This is a genomic window from Clostridium sp. 'White wine YQ', from assembly GCF_028728205.1.
GTDB lineage: Bacteria > Bacillota > Clostridia > Clostridiales > Clostridiaceae > Clostridium_T.
Genome location: NZ_JAQYUU010000001.1, coordinates 1,062,581 through 1,087,183, shown reverse-complemented (window position 1 = coordinate 1,087,183; position 24,603 = coordinate 1,062,581). Strand labels below are relative to the sequence as shown.

The 24,603-nt window shown below is 31.2% G+C and carries 29 protein-coding genes; 1 reads left to right on the top strand and 28 read right to left on the bottom strand.

Going from position 1 to position 24,603, the window contains the following annotated elements; genetic code table 11:
• Positions 1-50 precede the first annotated feature (50 nt).
• The 9 genes from PTZ02_RS05465 to PTZ02_RS05425 all read right to left on the bottom strand — a co-directional run bounded on the left by PTZ02_RS05465 (position 51) and on the right by PTZ02_RS05425 (position 8,814).
• Positions 51-476, bottom strand: coding sequence for a hypothetical protein (locus PTZ02_RS05465; RefSeq protein WP_274226810.1), 426 nt, complete (start codon positions 474-476; stop codon positions 51-53).
• Positions 477-502: 26 nt separating this feature from the next.
• Positions 503-883 carry a hypothetical protein gene (locus PTZ02_RS05460; protein WP_274226809.1) on the bottom strand — a complete coding sequence of 127 codons (381 nt, stop codon included), beginning with the start codon at positions 881-883 and terminating at the stop codon, positions 503-505.
• A gap of 336 nt (positions 884-1,219) precedes the next feature.
• A complete protein-coding gene (locus PTZ02_RS05455; protein ID WP_274226808.1) occupies positions 1,220-2,155 on the bottom strand; it encodes a hypothetical protein in 936 nt (311 codons plus the stop codon).
• A 143-nt stretch (positions 2,156-2,298) separates the two neighbouring features.
• Positions 2,299-3,192 (bottom strand): peptidoglycan recognition protein family protein, encoded by an 894-nt coding sequence (locus tag PTZ02_RS05450; RefSeq protein ID WP_274226807.1) that lies wholly within the window; start codon positions 3,190-3,192, stop codon positions 2,299-2,301.
• 32 nt (positions 3,193-3,224) lie between these two features.
• A complete protein-coding gene (locus PTZ02_RS05445; protein WP_274226806.1) occupies positions 3,225-3,683 on the bottom strand; it encodes a phage holin family protein in 459 nt (152 codons plus the stop codon).
• A 171-nt stretch (positions 3,684-3,854) separates the two neighbouring features.
• Complete coding sequence (locus PTZ02_RS05440) at positions 3,855-4,115, bottom strand: hypothetical protein (protein ID WP_274226805.1); 261 nt, start codon at positions 4,113-4,115, stop codon at positions 3,855-3,857.
• Positions 4,116-4,342: 227 nt separating this feature from the next.
• On the bottom strand, positions 4,343-4,648 hold the full coding sequence (locus PTZ02_RS05435) for a hypothetical protein (RefSeq protein ID WP_274226804.1): 306 nt from the start codon (positions 4,646-4,648) through the stop codon (positions 4,343-4,345).
• Between the two features lie 12 nt (positions 4,649-4,660).
• A complete protein-coding gene (locus PTZ02_RS05430) occupies positions 4,661-8,398 on the bottom strand; it encodes a phage tail spike protein (RefSeq protein ID WP_274226803.1) in 3,738 nt (1,245 codons plus the stop codon).
• Between the two features lie 32 nt (positions 8,399-8,430).
• A complete protein-coding gene (locus PTZ02_RS05425; RefSeq protein ID WP_274226802.1) occupies positions 8,431-8,814 on the bottom strand; it encodes a hypothetical protein in 384 nt (127 codons plus the stop codon).
• Between the two features lie 100 nt (positions 8,815-8,914).
• Here PTZ02_RS05425 and PTZ02_RS05420 point away from each other — a divergent pair, with 100 nt between their 5' ends.
• Complete coding sequence (locus PTZ02_RS05420; RefSeq protein WP_274226801.1) at positions 8,915-9,148, top strand: hypothetical protein; 234 nt, start codon at positions 8,915-8,917, stop codon at positions 9,146-9,148.
• A 148-nt stretch (positions 9,149-9,296) separates the two neighbouring features.
• Here the strand turns inward: PTZ02_RS05420 and PTZ02_RS05415 are convergent, their stop codons facing one another.
• From PTZ02_RS05415 to PTZ02_RS05325, 19 genes are all read right to left on the bottom strand, one after another.
• On the bottom strand, positions 9,297-9,992 hold the full coding sequence (locus tag PTZ02_RS05415; RefSeq protein ID WP_274226800.1) for a phage distal tail protein: 696 nt from the start codon (positions 9,990-9,992) through the stop codon (positions 9,297-9,299).
• Between the two features lie 4 nt (positions 9,993-9,996).
• Entirely contained in the window at positions 9,997-12,729 is a 2,733-nt protein-coding gene (locus PTZ02_RS05410) for a phage tail tape measure protein (protein ID WP_274226799.1), read from the bottom strand.
• Between the two features lie 49 nt (positions 12,730-12,778).
• Positions 12,779-13,279, bottom strand: coding sequence for a hypothetical protein (locus PTZ02_RS05405; protein WP_443112611.1), 501 nt, complete (start codon positions 13,277-13,279; stop codon positions 12,779-12,781).
• 57 nt (positions 13,280-13,336) lie between these two features.
• A complete protein-coding gene (locus PTZ02_RS05400; protein ID WP_274226797.1) occupies positions 13,337-13,933 on the bottom strand; it encodes a bacteriophage Gp15 family protein in 597 nt (198 codons plus the stop codon).
• Positions 13,933-14,283 (bottom strand): DUF6673 family protein, encoded by a 351-nt coding sequence (locus PTZ02_RS05395; RefSeq protein ID WP_274226796.1) that lies wholly within the window; start codon positions 14,281-14,283, stop codon positions 13,933-13,935. Before PTZ02_RS05395 ends, PTZ02_RS05400 begins: the two co-directional genes overlap by 1 nt.
• An 11-nt stretch (positions 14,284-14,294) precedes the next feature.
• The gene (locus tag PTZ02_RS05390; protein ID WP_274226795.1) at positions 14,295-14,777 is read right to left on the bottom strand and encodes a hypothetical protein; all 483 of its coding nucleotides are present in this window, start codon (positions 14,775-14,777) and stop codon (positions 14,295-14,297) included.
• 15 nt (positions 14,778-14,792) lie between these two features.
• A complete protein-coding gene (locus PTZ02_RS05385; protein WP_274226794.1) occupies positions 14,793-15,233 on the bottom strand; it encodes a chloramphenicol resistance protein in 441 nt (146 codons plus the stop codon).
• Positions 15,230-15,559: a minor capsid protein gene (locus PTZ02_RS05380; protein WP_274226793.1), complete on the bottom strand. Its 330-nt coding sequence runs from the start codon at positions 15,557-15,559 to the stop codon at positions 15,230-15,232. The genes PTZ02_RS05385 and PTZ02_RS05380 overlap by 4 nt, the downstream gene beginning before the upstream one ends.
• On the bottom strand, positions 15,560-15,985 hold the full coding sequence (locus PTZ02_RS05375; protein WP_274226792.1) for a DUF6751 family protein: 426 nt from the start codon (positions 15,983-15,985) through the stop codon (positions 15,560-15,562).
• 5 nt (positions 15,986-15,990) lie between these two features.
• The gene (locus PTZ02_RS05370) at positions 15,991-16,341 is read right to left on the bottom strand and encodes a hypothetical protein (RefSeq protein WP_274226791.1); all 351 of its coding nucleotides are present in this window, start codon (positions 16,339-16,341) and stop codon (positions 15,991-15,993) included.
• Positions 16,342-16,353: 12 nt separating this feature from the next.
• Positions 16,354-16,656 (bottom strand): hypothetical protein, encoded by a 303-nt coding sequence (locus PTZ02_RS05365; protein WP_274226790.1) that lies wholly within the window; start codon positions 16,654-16,656, stop codon positions 16,354-16,356.
• A 15-nt stretch (positions 16,657-16,671) separates the two neighbouring features.
• Positions 16,672-17,571 (bottom strand): capsid protein, encoded by a 900-nt coding sequence (locus PTZ02_RS05360; protein ID WP_274226789.1) that lies wholly within the window; start codon positions 17,569-17,571, stop codon positions 16,672-16,674.
• 26 nt (positions 17,572-17,597) lie between these two features.
• Complete coding sequence (locus tag PTZ02_RS05355) at positions 17,598-18,194, bottom strand: phage scaffolding protein (protein ID WP_274226788.1); 597 nt, start codon at positions 18,192-18,194, stop codon at positions 17,598-17,600.
• A gap of 331 nt (positions 18,195-18,525) precedes the next feature.
• The gene (locus PTZ02_RS05350; protein ID WP_274226787.1) at positions 18,526-18,993 is read right to left on the bottom strand and encodes a hypothetical protein; all 468 of its coding nucleotides are present in this window, start codon (positions 18,991-18,993) and stop codon (positions 18,526-18,528) included.
• Positions 18,994-19,146: 153 nt separating this feature from the next.
• Positions 19,147-19,335, bottom strand: a complete 189-nt coding sequence (locus PTZ02_RS05345; protein ID WP_274226786.1) for a hypothetical protein — start codon at positions 19,333-19,335, stop codon at positions 19,147-19,149.
• Between the two features lie 4 nt (positions 19,336-19,339).
• Positions 19,340-20,968 carry a phage minor capsid protein gene (locus PTZ02_RS05340; RefSeq protein ID WP_274226785.1) on the bottom strand — a complete coding sequence of 543 codons (1,629 nt, stop codon included), beginning with the start codon at positions 20,966-20,968 and terminating at the stop codon, positions 19,340-19,342.
• 10 nt (positions 20,969-20,978) lie between these two features.
• The gene (locus PTZ02_RS05335; RefSeq protein WP_274226784.1) at positions 20,979-22,421 is read right to left on the bottom strand and encodes a phage portal protein; all 1,443 of its coding nucleotides are present in this window, start codon (positions 22,419-22,421) and stop codon (positions 20,979-20,981) included.
• Between the two features lie 17 nt (positions 22,422-22,438).
• Positions 22,439-23,692: a PBSX family phage terminase large subunit gene (locus PTZ02_RS05330; RefSeq protein ID WP_274226783.1), complete on the bottom strand. Its 1,254-nt coding sequence runs from the start codon at positions 23,690-23,692 to the stop codon at positions 22,439-22,441.
• The gene (locus tag PTZ02_RS05325; RefSeq protein ID WP_274226782.1) at positions 23,689-24,555 is read right to left on the bottom strand and encodes a terminase small subunit; all 867 of its coding nucleotides are present in this window, start codon (positions 24,553-24,555) and stop codon (positions 23,689-23,691) included. Before PTZ02_RS05325 ends, PTZ02_RS05330 begins: the two co-directional genes overlap by 4 nt.
• Positions 24,556-24,603 lie beyond the last annotated feature (48 nt).

Sequence of the window (24,603 nt, the reverse complement as noted above, 5' to 3'; positions counted from 1 at the left end):
AAAAAATACGGTAGCAAATTCAAATTTTGCCACCGTAACTTTTCTTACTATTATTTAGTTTGATTTTTTACATAGTTTCTTAGACACTCTCTCCAATTACTATCCTTAATCCAAAACTCCATATCTTTTTTCTTTCCATTATAAGAAATGATACTTGTCATATAGAATATTGAAACTAATTGACTAGATGACTGAGCTATACCTGTATCACTTTTTAAGTTGTTATATATAAAACTGCCTATTCCTTCTTTTTCAGTTTTATTACTTAACTTCTCTACATTATTTGCTAATGCAACTTTATTTCTACTTTCTATATATTTTATTATTTTCTCTAACTCAAAGTTGCTAAAAGTATAATTTAATTCCTTTCCATCTATCTGCTCTTTCTTTATTCGTAGTTCATCACCATTATATGACCACATGAATAACTTTTCTTTTGAACCTAATGTATTACCTTTAAACCATAATTCCTCCATATGACATTCCCCTTGATTTATCTATATTAGTTTTTATTAATTCCATAAAACTCTAATAACTTATCTAACTTGTCCTCTTTCATCTCATTCTTTATTTCTTCTAATACTTTTAAGCACATATTGTAGTATTGACTTTCAATAGATTCAGTTCTAAGTGGTCTTGCAAAAGTAAAGTATGTCCAAATTATCACTAAAACTACAATAGCTAAAGTTCCTCCTAGTAGCATGCTTCCACTAAGCCCATTAAGTGATGCTCCAATAACTGATCCAATAAGTGATAATGATATTCCAGTTATCATTGCAATATTAATTTCAGCTGACTTAGTTACATACTTTAGAAGATTCTTTTCTAAGTAATACAATTCCTCATTGATACTCATACCTTCATTAATTCTCTTTAAATACATTTCTTTTATATTCTTCTATCTTCTAATTATTATTTCACGTTCCTCTGTGTTCTTAATATCCTCATTAACTAATTTATCCCACTTTATATTTCTATTTTTCTTCATTTATTCACCCTATTCTTCTTTATGATAAAAAACTAAGTTAATTTCTATATATAATTGTATAATGACCTACTAATTTAAACAAGTATTTACAAATTTAAACTAAATAATTTCATGTAAATAATAAATTAAGCCTAGAATTTTATTTCTAAGCTTAAAATCTTTCTATTCAATTAAAGTAATATATTCAAACTTTCCTCTATTTTTAAACTTGTCCACTCTAATTATATAATTCTATATTAATTTCGGAATAATTATGTCAGTTAGTATTATTCCAGGTACTGTGATAAATAAAAGATTAGTGTATATCTTCCATCTATTTATTACATCTTTGCCTTTACCTACTCCAATAACTGTTTTAGGGTGTATTGATAACATTACTGAAACTGCCATAAGTGTTAATATAATTATAATTTCAGTTTTTAAATGCCCATTTTGCTGTATTTCAATATCCTTTGGATAACTCGACTCATACTCCATTATCAATTGAACTGATTCATTTATGTTCTCTTGCGTAACGCCTTTTTCTATGGTTGATATCATTTTCTGTTTTATTGCATCCTTAATACCAGAATCCTGACTTCCCAATATAGAAAACATTCCTAATATCAAAAAAAGTAAAATTGGCCAAATAAAGAACGTAGCTTCCTTCCAAAATCTTAATAATTTAATTTTATAAAATTGATTAGTGAATTTTGTAATATAATATGTAACTTCATTTCTTACTATATCATCCTGTATTCCAAGATTAGCTGAAAAATTAGTTCCACTTGTATCAGATATTTCGATAGTTACAGAATTTTCACCCATACGATAGTGCATTTTTATTCCAACTATTCTTTTATCACTCAACTCACTACTTCTTATCAAGGCAACTATGCTTTGAAATTTAAATAAGTTTCCACTTTTATCCTTAGCGAGTATTTCATGCTCAATTCTTAATGTGCTGGAATATATTCTCAAAATAGTCTTGCTTATATCATCTGGTATAGTTTCTACTTTAAATTCATCACAATAATTTTTCAATGTTATTTCATACAATTTTTCATATTCTAAGTTAAGTATCTCAAGTATAGATTTCTCTAGCTCCTCTAAATCATTTATTTTCTTTTCATCTATCAATAATGGGCCATTTATATATATATTATTGGGTGATTGATAAGCGCTCATATAATACTCCTATCTATAAAATTTATTATATTATACATCTTTATACTTTTATGGACAACTATTGAAGAAATATTTCATTACTAAAATAATTTTAAGTTTAATATTCCCATCAATCATGTGATTGATGGGAATTCATAATACAGCTATATATTTACATATCCACTCTTAGTGAATTCACCTAAAGACGTTGTATAAACAACATGCGACCAATCTCCAACCATATATAATAAGGTAGCTTTTTCATTTGGATTTAAAGAGCCTATTACTTCTCCATTAGGTGTTTCATGTGTATTTATTTTGCTATTATTATTAGTCCAATTATAAGGATGATAATATTTAATCAATCTATTATTTGTAATATATCCTTTTCTAACTCCTGTTGTTGTTGGATATTCAACTTCTGCCAATTGCTTTGAGTAAAATACATTTAGTACAGTTATATTATCACCATCATCAACTCTTCTACCTGGAATAATTGTTCCATCCTTATCTCTTACATAGAACCAATCTCCTTGTATTCTTGCATTATTAGGATAAGTAAAATCACCCTTAGCAACTTCTTGAACTGGTACAGAAACTACTGGAGCAATTACTTTTGAGTTTTTTATAGATACTAACGGAAAGTTATCTCCTGGACAACTTGTGGCGTATAAATCTTTATGTCCATATATAGGCATGTTGCCATATCTATTCTTAATATCAGCTATTAACTCAAGTCCTGCATTTAGCTGTGCTGCAGGTGGTACTTCTATCATATATGAACCTTCGAAACATATTCCAATACTATTGTAATTAGCACTTGGACAATGAGCGCCTCTTTGATCTTCTTGTCTTCCTTGATAAATAGTTCCATCTTTTCTTACAAAGTAGTGATATCCTATACCCGCATATCCTCTTTGTAAATGCCATCTGTGAATATCGAATACATTACAACTTGATGCATCAGCATGATGTAATACTATTCTGCTTGGCTTATTTTCTCCATTGGGTAAATCTCCATTCCAACTTAATTCTGATTTAATAACATTAATACTCATATCTTAATCCTCCTTAAATATAAAAAGAGCTCTTATTGAGCTCCTTGACTTTCATTATTTACTTCACTTTTCTTTTTAAGAATATCTATTGCATTTTTAACTGCAGGTGGTAAATCAATTCCCATTAATCCAGCATTCTCAATTATAGATAAACATTCATTTGCCATAAATCCTATCATAGCTGCGTTTCGTAAGAATCCATTAGATCCTAAAACTACATCAATTTGATTTACCATCACTATGATTAATAGAATAAATATCTTCTTTATCAACCCTATAAGTCCTGCTTTACTTTGTGCTGCTCCAGTTGATGTTTTAGGAGAATTCTTAAATACTAATGCAACAATTAACCCTGTTACATAGTCAATAATCATACATCCAATCAAGGCTATAAGAATACTGCTATATCCCCCTAACACAGTCCCTATGGTTCCACCCACTGCACCAACAACTACAAAAATTGTGTTTTTAATACTTAATAATCTTTCCACTTTAATACCTTCTTTCTCATATTTTTTAAATAAAAAGAGAGTAATTTCATACTCCCTTAATCTTAGTTTCTTTTCTGTTTTGCTAATTCCACTGGACATATTTTAAATTCTTTATCTGTACGCATTAAGCATTTTGTATATTTGCACTTACTACAATTCATATCACTTCACCTACATCTTCCACAGATACCACAAGCATTCGCTTTTATTGAATCTTAATTCAAACATTCTTTCGTATCCATTAATTTCTGATTGACAAGTAAAAGATTTAATCCACGCTCCATTTATTTTCTCTTCATCTTTATATATGATTTTCTTTACTTCTAATACTTTATATTCATCATTCTCTTCGATTTTAATTCGGTGTGGGCGCACTTCACCATTCTCTTTAAAAGAACATATTACATTACATAATTTATTTACTATTCTCATAAGAAATCCCTCCTATGGAATATTATATACGAACAAATGTTCCTACTCAATGGATTTTAGAATATTTTTTCTTTAAATTGTATAAAACTCTTAATGTTGTCAATAATCTAAATAACAAGGAAGGTGCTTCATTTAGCGTATAATCACCCCCAAGTGATATACTTAACCTTCCTTATTTTTATGCAATAAAAAAAGAGCTTTGTGCTCCATATACTTTAATCCACTCATTATACATTAATCGCATCTTTAAAATCCTCATCATGTGTCTTTATATACTCATAACAAGCTTTAATTGGACACATTTCTGCGATACTTAGCTCATCTGTGCCAAAAATTTCAAAGTGGTCTCCATAAATATTGTATATCTTTCTGTGTACATAATTTGATGGAGCGTTATTCCTAGCCTCCTCATTAGCATACCCATATATGATTACTTGGGCTCTTTTCTCCAAGTAATTCATAGCTATTGATTGAACCGTCCAATATGTTGCTTCCGCCCCTGTTGGGGCTACTATCTCTTTCTGTATAGCCATCTTTCTTACCTCCTAATATAAAACTAGCCAATCTACTTCTGTAGAATCAATTCTCGTTCCTATTATTTTGAAATCTACTCTTCCACTATATCCAATTACCTTAAAGTTTTTTTTATTTTTTTCTACAACCTCTACCTTTCCGCTACTAGGAAATACTGCATACTGATATAGTGCTTTAGTAAGCCTCTCATCCAGCTCTATAAGTGTTCCTTCTTCATTAACTTCAACATCAAATAAAACATCTTCAATAAGTACTTTCGGAGAATCTATAGGAGATAATCCATAATTAATTTCATCTATTTCAATTGATCCCCCGCTCTTAGTACCGTTCGAGTTAAATGTGTGCCTATTTACTCCGCCACTATAAATATATACACCGCCTGCAGCTTGAAGTATATAGTTATACGCATCTTTTCTCCATCTAGCATCACCACTAGTCATATCTACTCCGCAACTTCCTGAACCAAAATATGAAATCTCTGCGTTGCTAAAGCCTTGCACTCTGTCATGAGCAGCAGAAGGGGATGCCAAACCTTTATTTGAATATGTTCTTACCCATGTGGAATCTATCATATACATTCCACCATCGTAAGTACCATTATACCAACCTGTTTGCCCATAAGTCCTTAACCATGTATCCCTTCCATTTAAAATTTGTTGACCCGCTGAGATTAAACCACCTATAAATATATCACCATGAAACACATGCCAACCTGCACCGCCACCACCAGAAACATAGTGGACTTCTGCTGCACCTGGAGCTGGAACATCATAGGCTGCTATAGCGTATATCCTTGCTCCATCTGTAAATCCAGTACCAAAATATATTGATCCTCCCAATGTATTTTCTGCATTTCCACCTCTTAAATAAAGGTTATTACCTATCTTAACATCTGTTACAACATTTATATTTACACCTGAAATAGTTCCACCACTTATTCTATTTGCTGATATTGTACCTGTAGTAATATTAGAGCCATTAATTACAGTTAAACCAGCAGTTCCTAAAGCTGAAATGGTTACATATCCAGAAAGGTCAATTTTACTAGCACTTAATTTAATAGTAGTTGCACTCTGATTAATTAATGAAGCTATTGTATTTCCAGTATAGTCACTACTAGATACTTTAGAACTTATAGCAGTTGCTGTCTGCGAAACATAAGAATTATAAGTTGATAAATCTACTTTTCCTGTCAAATCATTCTTAGTTGCATAAGTACTAGAAACTGTGCTTAAAACACCAGATGCACTTTGAGAGATAGCTGTATTCATAGCTGTTGTAGTACTATAATTTGTATGAAGTTCAGTAGTTACTGAACTTACTGCAGTATTAATCAGTGTAGTTGTTTGTGTAGTTGTACTATAGTTTGTAGTTATATTAGTATTAATACTATCGATTTGTCCTTGCACATCTTCCGGAGCTAAATCCCAATCACTACACTTTGAACCTTTTTCTAATTTAACATTACCTAAATAAAGAGTACCTAGCGATACACCACTAAAATCTATAAATCCAAAATAGGTTTGATTAAGATATACGGATGTAATATATTTGTTTTCAAGTTTAAAATATTGCCATTCTGTAGTTACATTAAAAGCAGTGCTAAACTGGTCACATATATCTACAGTTAATACACCTGCAGTCGTTGCTTTTGCCCAAAATCCTAATGAATAATTGCCTATGTCATGAGATGTAAATCCCTGTATTCTCCACGTAGAAGTTGATATATTTTTATAATAGGCATTATTTCCTCCGTAATAATCAGCTGTCTGCGTACCACCTATCGAGGATTTCTTTAGTAAGTTCCTTCCTCCAACTTGTAGATTATTAACTGCTGTTGTAATATCAGTACTCCATATTTTAGAGCTTATCTGACCTTGAATAGTTGAAATTGAGGTACCTTGACTACTTACTGTATTGGCAGTAGTAGTTACTGTACTCTTCAAGCTAGAAAATGCTATATCTAAAGTCTGATTTTCAGTGTCTAATTTAACCTTAGAAGCTTTTAATGTTGTAGTAGCTCCATTAATGCTGGCAACTAGGCTTTCCTTTTCTATTTTACTCCCATTAATATTAGCATTGGCAGCTACTTTACTATCATCTACTGCCCCTGAAGTTATTCCTGCGTTAGTCACTCCATTTGCTCCAAACATAACAGTTGTTCCATCTGCAGCTCTAACGGTTAAATTGTAATCAGTTCCATTTAACCCCAATGATATTCGTTCTTTCCCTGTAGTATCCCAAACGTGTAATGTATTACCTTGGATTTTTAAGTTCCCACTATCTGAAACAACCGTAAACTTATTAGTTGATATGTCTCCGGCTAATAACTTGGCTACATCTAAGTCGATTATTTTTGCATTGCCTATGCTACTGTCAGCTACTTGCTCACTTCCAACTGCACTATTTGCAATTAAAGCCTGTGTTATTGCACCATATTGTATTTGTGCTGTTCCTATTGCCCCTGTTTTAATGTTAGCTGTATCAACTTGAGCATTATCTATAACTCCATTAACTATGTGTGCATAGTTATCATATAATCTATTAACATGTGCAACATCAATATTTGCGTTATCTATGTTACCGTTAGTTATATGAGCTGTGGTATTCTCTAGAGTTCCTATCCTTGCTGTAACAACGCTCATATCTTGTATATCTGCTATCATTATGTGTACATTCTGTAACTTATTCCAGTCTATACCATCAACCTTAGAACCATCTAAACCGCCATCACTAGTAATCACATTATCAGCAGAATCTATGATAGCTTGATTCTCAGCTTGAATATCTTCAAAACTTAAAGACTTATTCGCAATATCACATGAATTTCGCTCAGGCTCATCAGGATACTCTATAATTTTAACTATCCTTTGCTTTTCTTTAACTTTTTTATCTTTGGAAAGAAGCGTAATAGTATCACCTAAGTCATAGTCGAGAATATTACTATATTTATCATTTAAGTTTGCTAAATCAAATATCTCAGCACTGTAGGCTCTTATAGGTTTAGATAATTCATCAAGCTTGGCAGTTGCATCTTCTAATAAACTTTGAGCATCTGTGTATCTATTATCTTCCCAATAAATAGTTATAACCTTAGTAGAATACTGATAATTCTCTACATATTCCTTTCCACCATTTACAGAAGTAATTTTAAGTCCATTCTTGCCTATTGGAATTAGCCTTGTAACGAAATCATACGAACTACTTTGTACACCTAATTTCTTTATGTTTAAGCTTTCTGAGAAATAAGATCCTCTATCAGTTCCCATCAATTTATAAATGTATATTTTCTTATTTATAGCATCAAACTTAAAATCACATCTATAGACTTTTCTGATTTCCTGAAGAATATCATAACTTGAACAATTAGCTTTTCTAATTGTTCTTTTTTTAGTTACATCACATGATCCAATTGTCCATCCAGTTCCTGCTAAAGCTAAATTAACTGAATTAGTACAAGTTTGTTCTACTGCTTCAAAATGTTGAATAGTTGTACCTTTTAAGCTTTCAACATTTACTTTACCTACAAATCCAGTCCAATCATTATCGACATTTACTTCTTTGATTACATACTCATTTTTCTTTGTTCTAATATAGCATTCTTCTTTTATTGAATCGTATTTAAAATCGTTTTGAGGATATAAAAAAGAGAGAACTTCATCACCTGAAAGATCTCTCTCTACTTTTAAATCTTTATAGTTTTTTAATCCTGCTATTTTTACTTTATTTAAGTCATATAATTGAAGCATTACTTCCCTCCTTTCTAAAAGAAAAAAAAGGTTTATTCCTCTATCATATAGTCAATAGCCATAAGCTCTGCTGCAGAGATATTATTATATCCATCCAATAAGCTAAAGTTAAATTGATGTATTTCTATCTCATTTTCTATTTCTAGTAATTCTTTATTGTCTTTATTAAAATCTTCAATACAATCATATTTAATCTTTATATTCCCATTTTCGTAAGAGATGATATTTCCTTTTTCATCTTTTTCAGCATACTTATCTATAAGCTTTTCTCGCTCTTTATTATATATTTTGAGTTCACTATCAATTTTTGCTATGTTTTTAGCCAAAGCATATGATACCTTGATTGGTAATTGCTTCTGTGCTATTTCCTTTAACTTTGCTGCATCATTTATTATTCTTTCATTACTTAATTTCATTTATATTACTTCCTTTCTTATTTTTCTTTTAAATTAATCATCCAATTAAAGGGATTTGTAATTTTATGTAGAAATCACCTTTAAAAGGAGGTGATTATTTATGTTTGAATATAAATTTGAACCAGGTACTAATGTAAAAATTCTTACCCCGTTTAATATTGACTTTAACCAGATTAAAAAAGAGATAACTCAAACACCTGAATGCATCCGGAATTTATCAACATATCCAAATGGATTAGTATTAGACATGTATCAGTATTCTGATAAAATTGTAGTTAAATCTAACAAGGAATTAATTGATAACACGGACGGAACACTTAGTGTAAAATTATAGAAACCTTGTCTTTGGTTTGTATAATGGTTGAATTGCCTACACTACTTATTGACTGCTCTTGAACTGGTACATCTTGAGCAGTTATTTTTTTCTTTTTATTCATTTTAGTCATCCTTTCATTTTTAGACATTAAAAAAGAGCTTTAGCTCTAAATATATCTAGGTTTATATTTTATATTCACATCACATGAGTTTTTACTAAAAGTAATTGTATTTGCTCCTGGCTTTAATTGGGGGAAATCCCAACTATCATAATCACCAAATTTATTTACTCCATTTTGAAGCACTGTACCATCTTCACCACTTATAATAACCTTCTGTCCTACAGTTAAATTTTTAATAGTAAAAGTTTCTCCTATTCCAGTCACTACAAGATCCACAAGGGCGATGCTCGGAGTTATTTCTACTATAGTTGGTGTTTCTATATTTCCACTAACGTTTATTGTTTTAGATGCTACTCTATTGGCTGTTTCTATTTTTTCAGTTCCACAACAATACACAAGCATCTTTACACTTAAAATCTCATTACCAGGCATAACGTAACTAGTCGTAGGTATCTCACTACAAAACCCTATATAGCTATATGCTATATCATCAAAGTTAATAGTGGAAACTTCTAATTGTTTGATAATATTACTTTTCATAGTTTCAAGTTCGCAAGCATTTAGACAAACAATATCTAATGTAAAAGTTAATTCTTTATATTGGTGCTTATAGTTGCTATTAATAAAAGGTAAAAGTGAAGCATTCCCCCAATAATTCTTTACTTCAAAATTAGCTGATTTTATATTTCTTTCCATAAGCTTAGCTTTAAAAATGCTAATGTCTATATTATTTACTTTCACTTTATCACCCTCTTTTTCTTCTACTTGCTACAGCGAGTTTACCATCTACAACTTTATAAACAGTTTCTCCTAAGGTTTTACCGTCAATATCATTTTTTAGAATAAATATACTTCCTTCAGGTATTCCATTGGATCCTGAATTATCTTCAGTGCTTGATTCTTTGTAAGTATTTTTAGCAGCTACTGCAGTAGAAGTTCTAGAAGTTTCATAGTCTACTGTGGTTTGTAACTTAGCCGTTAAGCTTAATAAATTATCTTGCATATCTTTTTGAACATCTTTAGATTCATCTTCAAATCCTACTCCAACACCTTGCGCCATGTATTTACCTACTTGATCTCTAAATACCCTCGAAGGTGAATGAATGCCTAAAGCTGCCTTTGCACCATCTACAATTCCGCTAAAGAAACCAGATACTTTACTTGCTAACCAACCACCTAAGCCAACAATACCATTCCATACTCCTCTCACTATATTAGCACCTATATCTGACATTCTGCTAGGTAAACCAACTACAGCATTAATTATATTACTTACCATATTAGAGCCAGCTTCACTTGCCTTAGCTCCTAAATTACTTCCAAAATCAGCTACTCTAGAAATTGTATTTATTAACCATGACCATACTCTAGAAGGTAATTGCGAAAACCAACTTATTACTCCATTAATTGCATTACTAGCAGACTGTATCATATTGTTATAAGTATTAACTCCCCATGTAACTATATTGTTATATGCATTTACTAGCCATGCCCATATGATTCCTGGTAAAGTTGAGAACCAAGTTCCAATACTACTTATCCAAATTGGCACATTAGTTGTTAAATAATTAAATGTATCTATGCCCCATTTAACTATGGATGCTAGTACATATCCAAGGACCAAACCTATTAAATATGGAAGTTCATTAAACCAAGTAAAAATATTACTTATCCATGTAGGTATTGTACTAGTAAAGAAATTACTTACAGTAGCTCCCCACTGAACAATAGTATCTAATACAAACTGGAATGCACTAGGTATTGTCTCAGTAAAGAGTGTGCTTATTTCACCCCAAACAAATTGTCCTGCTTCAAGTACTGCATTCCATGCACTAATAACTGCATTTCTAAAACCTTCATTAGTATTCCATAAATATATTACCGCAGCTACCAAACCAGCTATTAATCCAACTACAATACCTATTGGATTTGCATCCATTGCTGCATTTAAAAGCCATTGAGTTACAGTTAATGTCTTTTCTACAGCTGCAGCATCTTTAACAGCCTTTGTATAAGCAGAAATTATTGCACTAATTGCAAATGCTACTTTCATAACACCCATTGCAGTTGCTATACCAATCAAACCAGCCGAAATTATACTTGTATTATCAAGTATCCACGCAAAAACATTCAAAAGTTTAGGTAAAACATCTTGAGCTGCACCTGCTACGTTTTTAATAATGTCACTTAATCCATTTGATATGTTTTTAATACTGGCTTGAATATCTTTGCTTGAAAAAGTAGCTTTGAATTGATTAGCCATTTCATTAAGACTAGGTAATACATCTTTTGCTATTGGTAATAAAAGTTCTGTTTGTATTTGCCTGCCGATACCCTTTAAAGCTTCACCAAAAGAGTTGTACTTAATTTGATTAATCTTATTCATTGTGTCTATAGTTCGGTTGTAATTATCCCCTATATTGCCTAATTGACTTACAACTTGTGGACCTAAATCTTCCCACATAGTCCCGAATAGCTTAACTCCGACAATGCTTTGTTGTACAGGATCATCCATATTGGCAATTGCTTCTGTTACTTGTACAAAAGCATCTCGTGCAGTATCTCCTCCAGTTGCAAATCTTTTAGCCATATCATCAGCACTAAACCCTAGAGCTTGAAATCCTTCTTGCGTTGTCTTTGAGCCATCAATGGCCCTTATACTGAACTCTTTAACAGCATCACCTATTTTATCTAAGTTAAAAGCACCATCAATTGCACCATCATTAAAGATATTAAACATATCTTCAGCATTTAAACCAAGCTTTTTAAATTGAACTGAATACTCATTTACACTGTCATATAATTCATCACTAAAATTTAAGTTTTGTTGCTGACCTTGCGCTAATAAATTGAAAGCTTCTTCACTCGTTATACCAAACTGATTCATAAGCGTGGTAACAGATCTCATACTTTCAGGCACTTCTACTCCAAATGTATCCCTAAAAGCTATTGCATTTTCTGTTGCTCCTTGAATATCTTCTCCAGTACCTTGCAAGTAAGTCCTAACTGTTGCCATACTATTGGCTACATCTTGCATACTCTCTCCAAAGTTATTGCCATATACATTAGTCATAGCTTCATTTAGCTTATCCATTTCATCTGCAGTAGCACCTGTTTGGGTTTGCAATGTATTACTAGCTTTTTGATAGTCTTCTCCTAGTTTTACAGTCGTTACACTGGCACCTAAAATAGCTGACCCTATTGCTGCAAATCCTCCTACTATTGCTATTTTAGCGGTATTTGCCATATCACTTAATCTAGTTTTAGTTTCTTCTGATAGTCCTGAAACACTTTTTTTAGCTTCTTCTGCACTATCTTCAAAATCTTTAGCAATGCTCATGCTAGCACTCTTAAAGTTTTGAGTTATTACTTTAGCCCCTGAATCAGTACTACTGCTTAATTTATCAATCCCATTTTGGACACCACTATTATCTATTTCTGTATCGATAATAATTTTTCCATCAGCCGTATATATCACCTGCCTTTCATGCAAAGTAAAAAGCACTTACAAATGTAAGTGCTTAATTTTATAAATACAATTCTTTTTCGATATTCATCTGTAAATTAGGGTTGACTCTACTTCTTAATTCTTTAATAAATGTTCCCCAATGTAAACTTGCTCCTACGATTTCAAAGCTTAATACTTTGGTTTCACCTTCTAAAGAATTATAATTTATAACCATATAATATTTTGTATTTGATTTTACTTTATTGCCTATTCCAGACATTCCTCCAACAATAGCTCCTAATGGTCCTAGTATAACACCACCAACTAAAGCTCTACCAACTGTACTTTTACTTTTTTCAATTATTTCTTCCTCAGTTACTACATTGGCTGCTATTAGTTGCTCAATTTTTATATATACTGTAGGCAAATTTTTATAAGCTCTAGGTACAACAGCTATTCTCCCATTTTCATCATCAATACTTAATTCAACAGCTGCACCTTTTATATATGAGTCTATACCATCCACAAGAGATAAATTCACAGCTATATTACCTTTTTTATTTTTCTTACCAAATATCAAAGTAAACACCCCTCATAATTTCTTAGTATTATATATGTTACCATTAATTTTATTTGCTTACAATAATATACTTAAGTCACCATTATTTATGAGAGCACTTTCGATATCTTTAAGTTTATCTGTTTCATTCTTACTCATAGGAATCTTATACAAGTCTTTCATCTTTTTATAAAAGGCTCTTTGTTCCTTGTCCTTTATCTTTGATAAATCCATAGCTCTATATCCCATTATCTTAACTATCTCATTATCCTCTTTAAGAGATTTAAACATAGCTTTAAACTTCCACCAATGTAAATAGTCTATATCTTGCAAGTCTACTCCATACTGGTCTAAAAAAGCAGCATAAACATAATCATCATCAAATTCAAAATCGTAAATATTAGTAATACTTTTCCCTTTACCACTATCTTTTGATTTAACTATATCTTTGCCACACCTATAGAACCAAAGTATATTTTCTATAGCTTTATCTATATTTTTAGGTAATATAGGATAATAAAGTTCCAGCGCTTGATATATTTTGTCCTTATCACTTATTTCATGATCCTGCATTAATAATTCAAATAACATTGAAACTCTAAAGTTTGAGTTTATCTCATACTCTATCCCGTCAATTTCAACAGTTTTGGGTAATAAGTCTATTATTATATTCATTATTTGCCTTTAGAACGTCTTGTTGCTCTATTAGCAGAATATTTATTAAGCATAGAATCTAATTCCTTTTTCTGCTCTGAAGCTTTATTATTAACTTCCTCAAATGCTTTAAAGCTAGTCATTACATTGTATTTACCTTTAAAAACTTTTTGGCCAGTTCCTTCTCCCCATAGTTTATCAAAAAATTCATAGACTATTTGACACTCTTTCTTTATTATCTCTGAGGATTTCTCGCCAGTAACGTTTTTACTTTTACTCATAACATCATCTAGTGCATTTTCATACTTTTCTAGCACTTCTGAATCGAAAAAATCTAAATCTTCTAATTCTGCTCCGTTTATTTTAAACATTTAATCTCCTCCTATGGTACATTTGTAAATCCTTCAGTAAATGTTTTTGTACTTACATTAAAGGTTCCTTCGATAGGATCACTTTGACCAAGGAAACTTCCTGAAACTCCTAGTTCTCCATCATTATCATCAAAACTATCTACACTGATAGCAACTTTGAATTTTCTTGCCCTATATGAACCTTCTGTTTGTCCTGCTTTATCAAGGTCTACTATGATATACTCTGCTTCGGTGTCTGCTCCTACTAGTTGCATTTCTCCAATATTACGAATATGTTCAATTACCTTTTCACTTACTATTTGATCTGCAGTAAATGAAGTTGCCCACTCATAACCTGTTATTGATTGAGTAGAACTTGATTGGTTTATATATCTTTTAGAAGTAGTTTGAGCTGAAGGACTTTCATTAAGTTCTGTAAATCCAGTTCCTAAGAGCTCAAAAGCAGCATCTACCTTTAGATAATTTGCTTGTATTTTTCTTTTTCTAATAGCCATTTATTAATACCTCCTCTAATTTTGAAAATAAGTTAATCTCATTTGTATTTGATAACGAGCAGTAGTAGAATCCTCTGCATTATCAAATATATATCCATTTGTTAAAGCTTCAATTGACCGTGCTTCTTTACCTTGTCCCATGATAGGTAAAATATTATTGTTTGTGTTATCTTCTAACCATTGTTGAAAATCTTCATAGAAACCACAGTTATCTATATTTTGCTGAATATCTGCACTATAGGCTTCTATACTAGAAAAAACAATAAGATACTGCCTAATGGTTGAACCATCAACGTATCTTTTAATAATTGGTTGAGAAGTGACTCCCTCTTCTATGTTGTAAGTGGTAGCTTCATTATTGTCTGAAAAGTCTACTCTTAACCTAACAACTCCATTAAATTCTTCTAAGTAAGGACATTGCTTTATATAATTCCTTAGTGATTCAAGTATTGTCATTCTGTCCTACCTCCTACAAATTTAGCTACAGTTCGAGTTATTTCTTTCCCTCTATCTGCCCATGCTCTTTTATCCCACATCTTCCCTCTCAAACCTTTTCCTTTATTTTCATAGTATTGTTTTCTTGCATAAGGCTGCACATAGGTAATTTTATTTACAGACTCTACTGCAGTATTTTTTAGTGATCCATTATCAAAAGGAACATATGCATCAGATATTCTTCTAACTTCACTAGTGAAAAGCCTTTGTCCATCTCCATTTTTATTAAGTTTTCTTTTTAATAAAATCTTATCAGCAGGGTCTAAGTTTATTCTTACTCTAGCCATCTATTTACCTCCTATCATGAAATGCTGCATAGAAGGACTTCCATTATCATTTTTAACTACAGACATTATAGAAATAACATTATCATATGAATTGTCTAGATTTTTTACTGTATTTATACCTATAAATTCAAAGTCACATTGACCTTTAACTATTCTATCAGTAGCTTTAAAAGTAAAATAATTATCTTTTGCAGACTCTGAAAGCTTAAACCATTCTTTAGGTTCAAGATATGTTTTACCACTAAAATCAGCTAAAAAAGGAATGAAAACATTAATAGAGTCAGCACTCTGCAACGTATTATTAGTTATCATCTTAGTTACTGCTCCTTGCCAATTCACACCTTTAATTATAGTTTTCTTATATTTAGTTCTTTCCATATCATCAACATAGCTATTATATAGAGTTATATCAGCATTAATTATCATAATTACTACACCCCTCTATATAGTAAACTTGTATTACCTAAGTACATTCTAGCTATACTATAATACTTACTATACTCTGTAGTATTTGGATTAATTACATAGCTTACAGATACATTTCCTGTGCTCTCAGATGATTTAATACCACCATCATTATCAAGCTTTAAACCGCACTCCATAATCTCACATAAGCAGTCTTTTACATTGTTATCTATCAATGTTTCATCTTCTCTTAACCTATTAAAGGTTATATTATCTAAAAATATTCTTGCTTTTCTTTCATATGATTTAAAAGAAGCTTCGGGAATGGTCTTTCCTCCGAAACTATCTCTGTAGTAAGTAAAATCTACGTAAGCCATTCCCTTATCCTCCTATTTACCTTTTTTAGTTGCTGCTTCTAATTGTGCTTTTAGAGATTCATTTTCAGCTTTTAATGTTGTAATTTCTTCTTCCAAAGAAGCAACATCTTCTAGCTTTTCTTTAGCATCTTGATATTTAGCTAACTCAGCTTTTAAAGTGTCATTTTCAGCTTTTAAATCTTCTAATGTTGTAGCATGTCCAGCTTCTTCAACTTCGCCTTTTTCATTTATAACACTATAGCCTAATGCTAAATAAAATTCTTTTTGAACTTCATCTACATTTAATTGCTTATTACCTTTTTGTACAATTAACATTCATATCCCTTCTTTCTATGCTGAAATAACAAATTCAATTGCATTTACTTTGCTATCTAATACAAATACATCTTCAAAAGACTCTTCATAGTAGTAGTACTTGCCTTGAGTTTTTGCTGTTGGTTCATCTAACGCTGCGAATGTATACGTATGAGGTGTAATTACTGCTAATGGGTGGATTAAAACCATGTTAATTTGTTTTGCACCTACACCAGCAACCCAACCACTTGTGAAGTTGTAAATAGTTTTCATCAAATCGCTTGGTACTGAAACAATTTCAACTTCTTCTAATCTATTTATTGTTCTATTAATTGCACCACTATTTCCAGCCATACCATCAACCATAACTTGACGGTTAACTTGAGTTGCATGTTTAAGCATTGTCTTATAGGTTGGTGTTACATAAAGAATTCTTCCTCTAACTGGGACTCTTGCTTCATCCATCTTTTGCATTAAATTATCAAAAACAGTTAATATATTTGTTTCATCAATTACAGTTGTATCCGCAGTTTTCCCTTTTGATATCCATTCAGAATAAACTTTTGAAATTAAGTAAGCATCCATTTCAGGGAACTTTTGTTGTTCATTATATACTTGTGTAATATTAGGAATAGATGCTGCCATGTTAGTTTGATCTATATCCATTGGATGCACTAAAGTATCCCAATATCTTTGATTTGTTAATGTCTTTGTCTCCCATGTGTTATCAAAGTTTCTTGATGGAGAACCTATTGTATCTCTATTTGCGTCCTTTCTTCCTGTTGTTGATATAACTGGAATCTCGATTGTTTTTGAATTTGTCCACTTAAATAATGAATTACTTGGAGAGTTATATAAAGCTCCAAAGTTTAATACATAAGGAAAGTTTTGATCTAATACTTCTTGATATTGTGTAGCATAATTTAATACTGGCATAAAATATTCACTCCATTTCTTTTTTTTTATTTTGGTATGTTATGAATTGGTGTAAAGTTAAAACTCATAACATTGTTTTTTTGAATTTGTCCATCAGTTGGCTTTACAATTTGAGGTACTGGATCCTTTGGAGGTTCTTCAACTAAAAAAACACCTGGATTCTTTTCTCCAAATGTTTTAATGTAATCATCAGCTCCTAAGAACTTACCATCTTCTAACTTGAAACCTTGCTTTTTAAAGTTTTCTATAAATGCATCTTTTACAAAGTCATTAGTAAACTTATGTTGTCCAGTAAATTCTTTTACTGCAAACTCATAATCTTTTTGTGCAAGTTGCTCTTTAAAAGCTTTTGTATCAGCTTCATATTTAGCTTTCCAATCATCCGCGCTCTTTTTGATACCTTCAATGTCCATTCCTTTGAAATTTTCAATTTGAGCATTTGCATCAGCTAGAGTTTGCTTGTTTACCTCAAGTTCAGATTTTACTTTTTCTAATTCCTGGTTTGTTTTTTCTGTTGTTGATTTAGCTTTCTCTAAGTCCTTTCCGTTTTCACTCATTATTTTGTCTATAGCTTCATCAGAAAGGCCTTCAATTCCTAATGATTTTAAAAATTCTCTTTTCATATTCATTCCTCCAATACATTACGTTTTTTACGAATTTAACTTTTTCGATATTGATACTTGTTTCTTTTACGTCTTACAACTTTTAAAAAGACTCCTATATTTGATTATTAAGTCCCATAGAAGTTACTGAGTGCCACCTCCTTGCCCACGTACACTCTCATTCACTTATAGATTTATAAAACTTAATACCTAACTAACTATTTTTGAGCATAATAAAAAGCCTTATTTCTAAGACTTTATTTTTGAGCTTTATATAAGTGTATTGACTAAATTGAACTGCAAATATTTAGTTCCTCATAAAAGAATATTCCGTATTATCGAAACTATATTATTAGTATACACACTCTATAAGCCAAGTATATAACTGATTTATTTTTTCTGGAGAAACCTCATTTAACTTAATCAAATTTTGATCTATCCAATTTACTTCATTTTTTTTGAACCTCATAACAAACCATTGTTCTTTGCCATCATACATAACCTGTCTACTTTCATTTGATATTGTCCATGACCCAAAATACTCTGGCTGTTCTAATAAACAAACTTTCTGACCATCATAAGCAGTTCTTTCGTTCAAATAAGTCGATATGAGATTACTAGTATTGTTGGTAAGTTTTAGTTCTATACACCAAAAATCAACCTCCAATCTTTTCATTATCTCTTCAGGGTCAAATCCTTGACAAGTAACTATATTTCCAGAATTACGTCTTGCTATTCCTTCCCAATAGTTATTTGATATTTCTCCAACTTCTAACTCCCATTTAGAAATATATTTTCTTTTTATTTTAAATACCTCCAATCAAATCAAACTCGTAATATTTTACAATTACGAAGTAATTATATTATATATTATATGGATAATTCTGTATATAAATTAGAATTTTAGTTTCATAAATTCTCATTAACATAGCTAAAAATAAAAGCACCTACTATTTAACCTTAGTAAGTGCTCTTATTTTATAGGTGTTCTATCCCAACCACATTTTTCACAAATTTCATTTGCTACGTCAATATCAAATCTATCCTCTATGTGTTCAATATCCATGTCATCATTTCTGACATCTCCAATTTCTAAACAATACGCTCTTCTAATTTCTCTTTTAAGCAATGGACAGTATTTTAAGCTATCTGCAGACGGCATTTCATCACTCCCCCTTTATGTATTTATTATATTTATTCCTCCATTTTTGTGGTACTGCAGTAACAAGTTTATTATCAAGATTTAATACTGCATATCCATTTTGTGAAAGGAATTTTATCGTCTCCCGTTCAGTGTCATATAATACTAACTTTGCATTATTAATAAATTCTTGTGCATTCTCTTCAGTCATATTAACTCTATCAACTTTAGTATTCATATTATCTATTACATGTTGAGCTACATTTTCAATTTGAGGTATATATTTTTTTACTATAACCTCTTTGCCACTTATTCTTTGTAAGAATTCAATATTGTTTTCACTTAATTTATCTCTTATGGGTTTATCTCTTATATATGCATTAATATTATCTTGAGTATTTCCTAAATTATACAACTTATTAGCTTCTTTTTCAACTTTCTTATACGTTGAAACTGCCTTTTGGCTGTTTGATTTGTCAAATCCTATTACTTGATTTCGCTCATTCTTCCTTCTTAATCCTGAAGCATTAGAGAACTCTTTATATTCTTGTTTCTGCCTTTGTAATAATATACTTGATTTAGTGTATTCATCATCTAAACCTGCTGCTTTATATGCTAGAAGTTGTCTTTTGGTATCTCTCATAGCACTTTCTATTTTTCGCTGGTATTGTGCAGCTTCATATGCAGTGTATTTTTTACCTTTATAACCAAACTCTTTAGGATCTATATTCCTTAATTGACTATCTGTATATGTTGGTGTAGATACATCTGGGATTACTCCATGATATTGATGCCTACAGTTATATCCCCCAAGACCTTCACCAGTTCCATAGCCTGTAACTTTTTTTAATGAAGGATATTCTTTACTTTTTCCACTAAGCGAATACCACTTGCCTTGCCACGATTTATGATTCTTTGGTCCTGTTCCTTTATCTCTAGCTCCACTATGTGCTGTTACCTCTACTATATCTAAATCTAAATCTTCAATTGTTTTATCATTAATTTTTTGACTCATTTGATTAGTCGAAGTTAAAACACTTCTTCTAACTGCAACATCAATATGATTTGACCACCCATTATCATAGTCAACATATCTTAATCCGCTATCAGTTATTTTCTTGACTGCCTCTTTAATTGCAGAATTATAATCTTGTACCCCTGTACTTATTTTCATTTGTGCTAAATTCAATGTATCTTGATAGAACTTTGCTATAGGCTTATATTTTACCTTTCCGTTTTCCATAACTGCAAAACCTAAAGACTTTGTTATATTTCTTAATTCACCTTTAGTTTGCTTTATAGCCGCTTCTATATATCCTTCTAAAATTGAATTACCTTTAATTTTAACTGTCGATAATCCAGCCTTTTGATAGATTTTATTTTCTGCTTCTAAAGATACCGAAGCGCTTTCTTCTATAATTATTTGAATTTCCTCTAATGATAATCCTAAAATTCTTGCCGTTTCTTTCTCTATTAACTGCATTGATATTCCAAGCTCATTTGCTCTCTCTGATATCCATTCTGCAGTAGAAGTTATTCTTCCTGTCTTTGCAGCTCTTCTAGCAAAATCCTCTATTATGAAGCTCTCTAACTGTGAATATAAGTCAATAATATTCTGAGGTATATTACTTAATTGTTCTGGAGTTAATGACATAAATAATCACCTACTCAACAGTACCTTCAAAAGGTGAATTCCTAATAGTAGTAGATGTATCAGGCATCATTTTAAGAGCTTCTTCCTCACTAATACCATATTTCTTAGCAAGATATATTTCTGGTCTTAATAATCCACTAGAAACATCTGCTTGCATGCCTGCTAGCTCTTTTTCTTTATCAACTACAATACTATCATCAAAGTCAAAACTCATATCTTTATCTACATCAACTGGAGATACTGATAAACCTCCAAGTTGTCCCCAAACACTCATTGCATAAGCTAAACCTTCAAGAGCATTTTTTAAAGCTTTCTGAATGTCTTTAACAGTTTGATATGATCTTTGCTTACTAGATTTGATTTCCTCAGCTGTTTTATCTGTATCATTTGGATCACTTAAAGTTCCGTATGCTAAACCACATAGAAATTCGACTTTCCTAATAAGCTGGTTTAATCCATTGAAAAGTGAACTATCTCGTATTTCCGGACTAAATATATTCCATTGACTTGTACCACTTGAATTTGGATCTATATCAAATTTTCTGTAAAGTCTTTCTTTGCCTTGTGGCATTATTGAATTTCCACTTTCATCTCTTTTAAGCATATCTGAATCAATATCTATTCCTAATTCAGACCCTTCATATTCCCAAAGTATTCTTGACCATTGCTCATCTACCTTCTTTAACAAATCCTTTGAAACTCTAGCATAAACAGAAACTCCTAAAGGTGATGAAGGATCTATTGCGTTAGCTAGTGGCATTTTGAAATAAGAAAACAATGGCTTATCTACATTTGTTATAGTCACTTCAGGTTCTAGTTGTGCCCAATCATCAACTTCTGCTAATGGAATTTCTTGACCCAATGTTTGATTCATTGATGCATTTACTTGATTATAATTTCTATTTTTAAATGCAGAGTTCTTTATGAGATATCCATCTTTGGATAAGTTATGATATTCTAGTCGTGAATAAGTATATTCACCTATTACCTTTGTCTCTATAAATACAATTCCTGTTATTTCACCTCTACTGTTATAAGCAGTAGGGAAAAAAGCATCTGCTTGTACTAAATCAATCTCTATATGATCTCCATTAAGGTAGGGCTTAAATACTAATCCACCTTTAGCACAAGCAAATTCAGTATAATTTCTAATATTATCTACAACTACTTGATACTCTTTATTTAAAAACTCATTATTAGAGATCTCTGACTTAAATTCTAACGTAACTAATCTGGCAAACTCACTTGCTATACCGGCTGCTGTGTTCATACTAAATATAGTCTTATTATTTACCCAAGGAGCTTCATCCATATAAAGTTTTGTCCATAAGTCAATAGCATTACTCATATCATTCGATACTGCGATACTTACATTTGTTTTCTGTTGTATTAAGTCTTTGTTAAACAACTTATTAATCACCACCTTGACGAAGTTTTTGAAAGTATCAAACATTGATAATCACCTCTTTTTTATTGACCTCTTCTTCTCCATATTTCTTCCAATCCATAGCGTACAGCATCAATATGATGATTGTCTTTATCCGGATATCCACTTATTATATTTCCATCCTTATCTATTTCATGTTCATATTTCAAGAACTCTTTTGCAGTATGAGGACACCTTTTATTGTCAATAATTATGTTATTTAATGATTGTAGCCACTTCATTGAATATTCAACGCTACCAGGTCCTTTTACGGCTCCTCTAGCAAATAATCCATAACTTTTATAATCCTCAATAGATTTATTTTCAGCACTATCACAAGTGATTTTATCGTTAGGCTTAATGCTATGCATATTGACTAAAATATCATAAGTAGCTTTATTAGATTTTTTATTCTCATGTGCTTCATCAAAAATATATAAGTTTTTTCTAGCTGCATCATAATGCATTCTATTAAATGCCCACGGATCAGGGAACCAACCCCAGTCAACTCCATTGTAAACTCTATCGAATTTTTTAATTTCATCATCAGTTATAGTGCCAATAATAACATTGTCAAATATATCTCTACCAGTACCAGTAACTTTTCCTAAATAGTCATGCTCATATTGAACTATTCTAGTCTCTTTCATATGTTCAGCTTCAAGTATGAATTGTTCTCCAAGCCATTCTCTAGGAACTGCTAAATAGTCACTATGGTGCACAATTTTATCGCTTCTTACCTCTAATACTTCTTCATTACACCAACTTCTTTGACTTGCTGGTGGGTTAAATGAATAGAAAACAATAAATTTAGGTCCACCTCTCATTAAAGATTGGTTTATATTATCTAACTTTTCTTTTCCTTCAAATTCATCTACTTCTTCATACCATATATATTTTATATAGCCTTTTGCAACCTTGGTTGATTTCAGCTTTTTAGGTTTATCAGCACCCTTAAATAAAATAACTTGTCCAGTTGGCTTATATGTTATTTGAAGTTTGCTATCAGGTATTTCCCAATCTCCTTCTACTCCTAAAGCATATATGGCCCATGTTATTTGTTCGTAAACCGAACCTCTTAAAGTATCTTTGACTCTTCTTATGACCACTGCATTAGTAAGATTTCCCACTTGTGCATCTCTCATTATTCCTAATACTATTTGAATAGAAATAAAAGAACTCTTTGTGCTTCCACGTCCTCCTTTTAGCCAATAATGAGTGTGTAAGCCATTCTTTAAATCTTTGTGGATGTCATAAAAGCTCGAAGCTACAATTTCTTTTAAACTTACGCTTATCATATATCATCAACTATCCTTACAGTTTCTTTCTTTTCATCATTTGGTTCTGATTTCTTTTTAATCATTTCTAGTTTCTCATTTTCTAACTCAAGTTTTCTTTGAGTTTCTAATGAAAGTAAATCCATTCTATCTGATAACCATCGTAAGGCTTTCATTTTATCTTGTAACTTTAGTTTAGCACCATCTTTACCTTTTGAAATTTCAGATATTAAAGTACCATCAACTTCACTACTATCTTTAAAGTGAGCAAAATCAACTGTATAAGTTATTGGATTTCCATCTTCATTAAGAAGTGGTTCTCCTGATATCGGATTTAACATAGGCACTTTCCTCTGTCCAAAATCCATGTAATCACTTATATCCGTAAATGCAATATCAATGTACTTTTGGAATATGTCATCTTCACTTAACATTGCTCTGTTTAGCTTATAAGCTTTAAGTTTATTAATCTCAGTTTGAATTGAAGTTTTTTGAAGCAGTTGATATCCTTGCTCTCCTGCAGTATCTTTTGAGTATCCTGCCTTAATTGCTGCCTTAGTAGCATTAAAGCATTTTATATAGTGAATACAAAAAAGCCTTTGCTTATCAGTTAATTCAGTATTTTTTAATACCTCCTCAACTTCCTCAACAACAGGCTTTTCATTAACTTCTTTTTTCTTTGTTTTACATTTTGTTGTACAACTTTTATTTTTTTGTTGTACAACATTAATATTTTCATTCCATTTATCTCTTTGCTTCCATACTGCAATCTTCTTTTCGTCTTCATTTAGTATGGTTGCTATCTCTCTATTTGTTATAGCGCCTTTTTTAACTTTGTATAAATCAAATGCTCTATCCCTATTTGGACTTCTGCTCCTTGGCATTACATAGTCACCACCTCATCCCATGATTTTATAAATGAAAAAAGAGTA

Excerpts from the sequence above, each read along its gene's own strand:
- PTZ02_RS05465 (WP_274226810.1), bottom strand. The coding sequence starts at position 476 with ATGGAGGAATTATGGTTTAAAGGTAATACATTAGGTTCAAAAGAAAAG.
- PTZ02_RS05460 (WP_274226809.1), bottom strand. The coding sequence starts at position 883 with ATGTATTTAAAGAGAATTAATGAAGGTATGAGTATCAATGAGGAATTG.
- PTZ02_RS05455 (WP_274226808.1), bottom strand. The coding sequence starts at position 2,155 with ATGAGCGCTTATCAATCACCCAATAATATATATATAAATGGCCCATTA.
- PTZ02_RS05450 (WP_274226807.1), bottom strand. The coding sequence starts at position 3,192 with ATGAGTATTAATGTTATTAAATCAGAATTAAGTTGGAATGGAGATTTA.
- PTZ02_RS05440 (WP_274226805.1), bottom strand. The coding sequence starts at position 4,115 with ATGAGAATAGTAAATAAATTATGTAATGTAATATGTTCTTTTAAAGAG.
- PTZ02_RS05435 (WP_274226804.1), bottom strand. The coding sequence starts at position 4,648 with ATGGCTATACAGAAAGAGATAGTAGCCCCAACAGGGGCGGAAGCAACA.
- PTZ02_RS05430 (WP_274226803.1), bottom strand. The coding sequence starts at position 8,398 with ATGCTTCAATTATATGACTTAAATAAAGTAAAAATAGCAGGATTAAAA.
- PTZ02_RS05425 (WP_274226802.1), bottom strand. The coding sequence starts at position 8,814 with ATGAAATTAAGTAATGAAAGAATAATAAATGATGCAGCAAAGTTAAAG.
- PTZ02_RS05420 (WP_274226801.1), top strand. The coding sequence starts at position 8,915 with ATGTTTGAATATAAATTTGAACCAGGTACTAATGTAAAAATTCTTACC.
- PTZ02_RS05400 (WP_274226797.1), bottom strand. The coding sequence starts at position 13,933 with ATGAATATAATAATAGACTTATTACCCAAAACTGTTGAAATTGACGGG.
- PTZ02_RS05395 (WP_274226796.1), bottom strand. The coding sequence starts at position 14,283 with ATGTTTAAAATAAACGGAGCAGAATTAGAAGATTTAGATTTTTTCGAT.
- PTZ02_RS05390 (WP_274226795.1), bottom strand. The coding sequence starts at position 14,777 with ATGGCTATTAGAAAAAGAAAAATACAAGCAAATTATCTAAAGGTAGAT.
- PTZ02_RS05385 (WP_274226794.1), bottom strand. The coding sequence starts at position 15,233 with ATGACAATACTTGAATCACTAAGGAATTATATAAAGCAATGTCCTTAC.
- PTZ02_RS05380 (WP_274226793.1), bottom strand. The coding sequence starts at position 15,559 with ATGGCTAGAGTAAGAATAAACTTAGACCCTGCTGATAAGATTTTATTA.
- PTZ02_RS05375 (WP_274226792.1), bottom strand. The coding sequence starts at position 15,985 with ATGATAATTAATGCTGATATAACTCTATATAATAGCTATGTTGATGAT.
- PTZ02_RS05370 (WP_274226791.1), bottom strand. The coding sequence starts at position 16,341 with ATGGCTTACGTAGATTTTACTTACTACAGAGATAGTTTCGGAGGAAAG.
- PTZ02_RS05365 (WP_274226790.1), bottom strand. The coding sequence starts at position 16,656 with ATGTTAATTGTACAAAAAGGTAATAAGCAATTAAATGTAGATGAAGTT.
- PTZ02_RS05360 (WP_274226789.1), bottom strand. The coding sequence starts at position 17,571 with ATGCCAGTATTAAATTATGCTACACAATATCAAGAAGTATTAGATCAA.
- PTZ02_RS05355 (WP_274226788.1), bottom strand. The coding sequence starts at position 18,194 with ATGAAAAGAGAATTTTTAAAATCATTAGGAATTGAAGGCCTTTCTGAT.
- PTZ02_RS05345 (WP_274226786.1), bottom strand. The coding sequence starts at position 19,335 with ATGCCGTCTGCAGATAGCTTAAAATACTGTCCATTGCTTAAAAGAGAA.
- PTZ02_RS05340 (WP_274226785.1), bottom strand. The coding sequence starts at position 20,968 with ATGTCATTAACTCCAGAACAATTAAGTAATATACCTCAGAATATTATT.
- PTZ02_RS05335 (WP_274226784.1), bottom strand. The coding sequence starts at position 22,421 with ATGTTTGATACTTTCAAAAACTTCGTCAAGGTGGTGATTAATAAGTTG.
- PTZ02_RS05330 (WP_274226783.1), bottom strand. The coding sequence starts at position 23,692 with ATGATAAGCGTAAGTTTAAAAGAAATTGTAGCTTCGAGCTTTTATGAC.
- PTZ02_RS05325 (WP_274226782.1), bottom strand. The coding sequence starts at position 24,555 with ATGCCAAGGAGCAGAAGTCCAAATAGGGATAGAGCATTTGATTTATAC.